General features: G+C 45.6%; 1 pseudogene. It reads left to right on the top strand.

Going from position 1 to position 239, the window contains the following annotated elements:
- Window positions 1–239, top strand: a pseudogene (locus MFF40_RS29185) (bile acid:sodium symporter family protein); the annotation flags it as partial.

Raw genomic sequence — 239 nt, 5'->3', positions numbered from 1 at the left:
CTTGTTTCTGTCATTGGCATCGTTGGGATTGTCTCAGCTGTCGTCAGCGGCAATCGGGAAAATCTGCTTCAATCGGGGTTGCTCATTTTTTCAGTTGTTATCCTGCATAATGGTATCGGTTATTTACTTGGGTTTCTTTGTGCAAAGCTTTTAAAAATGGATTACCCGTCTCAAAAAGCGATTGCAATCGAAGCCGGCATGCAAAACTCCAGGCTTGGGGCTGAACTTGCCACGGCTCA

Source organism: Methylobacterium mesophilicum (assembly GCF_022179445.1).
Lineage (GTDB): Bacteria > Pseudomonadota > Alphaproteobacteria > Rhizobiales > Beijerinckiaceae > Methylobacterium > Methylobacterium mesophilicum.
Note: the sequence above shows the minus strand (reverse complement) of the source record. Positions and strands in the feature narration are given on the sequence as shown.